Source organism: Sphingomonas sp. CCH9-E2 (assembly GCF_001557215.1).
Classification (GTDB): Bacteria; Pseudomonadota; Alphaproteobacteria; order Sphingomonadales; family Sphingomonadaceae; genus Sphingomonas.
In genome coordinates this window covers 1-3,255 of sequence record NZ_LSJM01000153.1, presented here as the reverse complement: position 1 = coordinate 3,255, position 3,255 = coordinate 1, and the positions used below count along the sequence as shown (strand labels likewise).

Here is a 3,255-nt window from a genome sequence, read left to right as displayed (position 1 = left end):
CCGCCCGACATGCTGGACGCAGTTCAGCGGCCATCACGGCTGCGCTTGGCGGTGAATCAGCTCATACACGTTGCGCGGCTCCGGAATGCGAAAGAAGCGCGTCGGGCTCCCGCTCGACGGAAGCCACCAGTTCAGGCCGTTCGCCGCCATCCACATCTGGTTGCCAGGCTCGAACGTAATCGTCCCCCGACCATCGCGGTGCTGCGCAAGGTCGAGCCGGGGGAGGCGCCGGATATCCAGCGACGTGGTCGATCCGCCGCGTAGCACGATCACGCGCTGGTCGGTGACCGCATAGAATTGCCGTCTGCGCAGCCACGCATCGTGGAAGAACCGGCCGGCGATCAGATACAGTCCAATCAACAGAAACGGCAGGCCCCACAGCTTGAAGAACCAACCTGCGCCGCCATCGACCTCGCCCGAATAAGGGCTGAACCACACCATCACGTTCCAGAAGATCGTAAACCCGCCCCACATCAGACTGAACGGAATCAGCAGCGCATCCATGCCGCTCAGCGTCACGCCCTGTTGCGGCTGACCCGACCAGAGCAGGCGCTCCTGCGGGAGCAAGTGGGACTGAAAGATCGGGCGCAAATCGGTCGGGATCATCGCCGTTGGGTATCACCGAACTAGTGACGCGACAGCTACGAAATCCGGCCTTTCCTACAAGCCCCCAAAAAGCGCATAAACTGGTCGATGCGCACCCCGCCCGAATCCGCTCGCATGAAACGCCGAACATCGCTGTCGCACGCCGGTCGCGGCGGGCTCGCGCCACGGTCGCGAACCCGTCGCCCGGGTGTCGCTTGCCCGTTGCACATCGGTCGCGGCACAGTCGTTTCACTGTCGCCCAGATGTCGCGCCGATGGTGTCAGCCCGTCGCGCAGGTGTCGCGTCGCAGTCGCCTACCGGGCGCAAACCCGCCCCGTCGCGGTCGCCTCGGCCCCATACATGCCTATTTTCGTCAGGATCGTCGGAAACCTGTCAGCCCCGACCTCAAACCACCCCGAACGGCACCACCCGGTTGAGCGCGATATGCCCAATCCCCGACCGCCCCAGATACGGCACCCCCATCTCGCGGCACCAGCGGATGATGATCTGCTCCAACGACTCCCCGAACGGCACGTCATTGTCGACCATGTCGGTCACTGCGCCCAGCCGCACCCCGGCGATGCCCTGCAGCTGCGTGGCATGCGCCATCTGGAACAGCATCCGGTCGATCCGGTACATCGGTTCGCCGACCTCCTCGATATGCAGGACATGGTCGGTCAGGTCGGGCAGCCATGGCGTGCCGATCATCGCCGCCAGGATCGACAGGTTGAACGCCGCTGCCGGGCGACCGTCCAGCGTCGGCTCCAGCCCGTCACGCTTGCCGTCGATCAGCCAGCTCAGCACCCATCCGGCATCGGTGCCCTTGTCATTGACGCCCAGTGCGCTCGCCATCGATCCATGCGCCTGCCGCCCGATCCGCCGCGCATAGAGCGCACCCAGCATGAACCCCATGTCGGAATAGCCGATATAGGTCTTGTTCTTCGCCGCCGCCCCCAGCTGCGGCATCGCGACATCGAGGATGCGGTTGGAACCATAACCGCCGCGCGCGAACCAGATCGCGTCGAACGCCGCGTCATTGGCGAATTCCAGAAACGCCGCCGCGCGCACATCGTCCGGCCCGGCGAAATGCCCCTCGGTCAGGAAGCATTGCGGGTGGAAGACGATGTCATGCTTCGGCAAGTACAGCGCCATGAACGCCTGCATCCGCGCCGCCGATTCCGCGCTGACTGTCCGTGCCGGTGCGACGACGCCGATCCGCATATTCGTGCAACCCCCAACAACCACCATTGTCACCCCGGACTTGTTCCGGGGTCCACCGCGCCACAGGCAGATCATTCTCGACCGGAACGACGCACCCCGAACCCGGCTCGGCGGGACGAAAGCAGGGACAGGCAACGCCTTGCCCCACTCACGATAACCCGCGATAGCCCGGCATGATGGAACACGGCAAACCCCATTTTTTCGTCGGGATCGGCGGCAGCGGCATGATGCCGCTCGCGATGATCCTCGCTGGCCAGGGCGCGACGGTCGCCGGCTCGGACCGCAGCCTCGATAGCGGGCGTCTCCCGGCCAAGTTCGACGCGCTGCGTTCGCTCGGCATCGACCTGTTCGCTCAGGACGGCAGCGGCATCACCTCGCCCGATCAGGTCGTGATCGCCTCCGCCGCGGTCGAGGACAGCGTCCCCGACATGGTCCAGGCCGCCAGCCTCGGCTGCCCCCGCATGACCCGCGCCGAACTCAACGCAAAGCTGTTCAACGCCGCCCCGCTCTCGATCGGCGTCGCCGGGACCAGCGGGAAGTCGACCGTTACCGGCATGATCGCCTGGATCCTGCACAGCCTCGACCGCGATCCCACCGTGATGAACGGCGCGGTGATGAAGAATTTCGTCCGGCCCGAAGCGCCCTTCGCCAGTGCCCTGATCGGCAGCGGCGACCTCTATGTCAGCGAGGTCGACGAGAGCGACGGATCGATCGCGCTCTACACGCCGCAGGTCGCGGTGCTCAACAATGTCAGCCTCGATCACAAGAGCCTCGAGGAGCTGCGCACCCTGTTCGGCGATTTCGCCGGCAAAGCGCGGACGACCATCGTCAATGTCGGCGACGCCGAAAGCGCCACGCTCGCCAAGGCGCTCGACCCCAGCCGCACGCAGACCTTCGCAGTCGAGGGAGTCGCGGATCTCTCCGCCCGCAACCTGACGCCCGAGCCGTTCGCAATCAGCTTCGATCTGACGACCGACGGAACGACCCGCCGCATCCGCCTCTCCGTCCCCGGCGCCCACAATGTCGCCAACGCCCTTGCCGCGATCGGCGCGTGCATCGCCGCCGGGCTCGACCCCGATTCAATCTGCGACGCAATCCAGGGCTTCACCGGCCTGCGCCGCCGCTTCGAACTGGTCGGCGAAGCGACCGGCGTCGCGGTGATCGACGATTTCGGGCACAACCCCGACAAGATCGGCGCGACGCTCGATACGCTGCACGCCTTTCCCGGCCGCATCCTCGCGCTGTTCCAGCCGCATGGCTATGGTCCGCTCAAGGTGATGCGCAGCGAACTCGTCGCGATGTTCGCCGAAAAGCTCGCCCCCGGCGACCAACTGGTCCTCCCCGACCCGGTCTATCACGGCGGCACCGTCGCGCGCGAAGTGACCAGCGCCGACATCGTCGCCGACATCGCCGCCACCGGCCGCGACGCCCGCCACATCCCCGACCGCG

3 protein-coding genes are annotated in these 3,255 nt (G+C 66.1%); 1 reads left to right on the top strand and 2 read right to left on the bottom strand.

Annotated features, from left to right (window positions below; translation table 11 throughout):
* Window positions 1-33: 33 nt before the first annotated feature.
* Both AX681_RS08200 and AX681_RS08195 read right to left on the bottom strand, forming a co-directional pair.
* Entirely contained in the window at window positions 34-606 is a 573-nt protein-coding gene (locus AX681_RS08200; protein WP_066657288.1) for a hypothetical protein, read from the bottom strand.
* 384 nt (window positions 607-990) lie between these two features.
* Window positions 991-1,806: an LD-carboxypeptidase gene (locus tag AX681_RS08195; RefSeq protein ID WP_066657285.1), complete on the bottom strand. Its 816-nt coding sequence runs from the start codon at window positions 1,804-1,806 to the stop codon at window positions 991-993.
* 176 nt (window positions 1,807-1,982) lie between these two features.
* Between AX681_RS08195 and AX681_RS08190 the strand changes: the two genes are divergently transcribed.
* Window positions 1,983-3,255, top strand: a 1,273-nt coding sequence (locus AX681_RS08190; RefSeq protein WP_066682031.1) for a Mur ligase family protein, incomplete at its 3' end; no start/stop codon positions are given.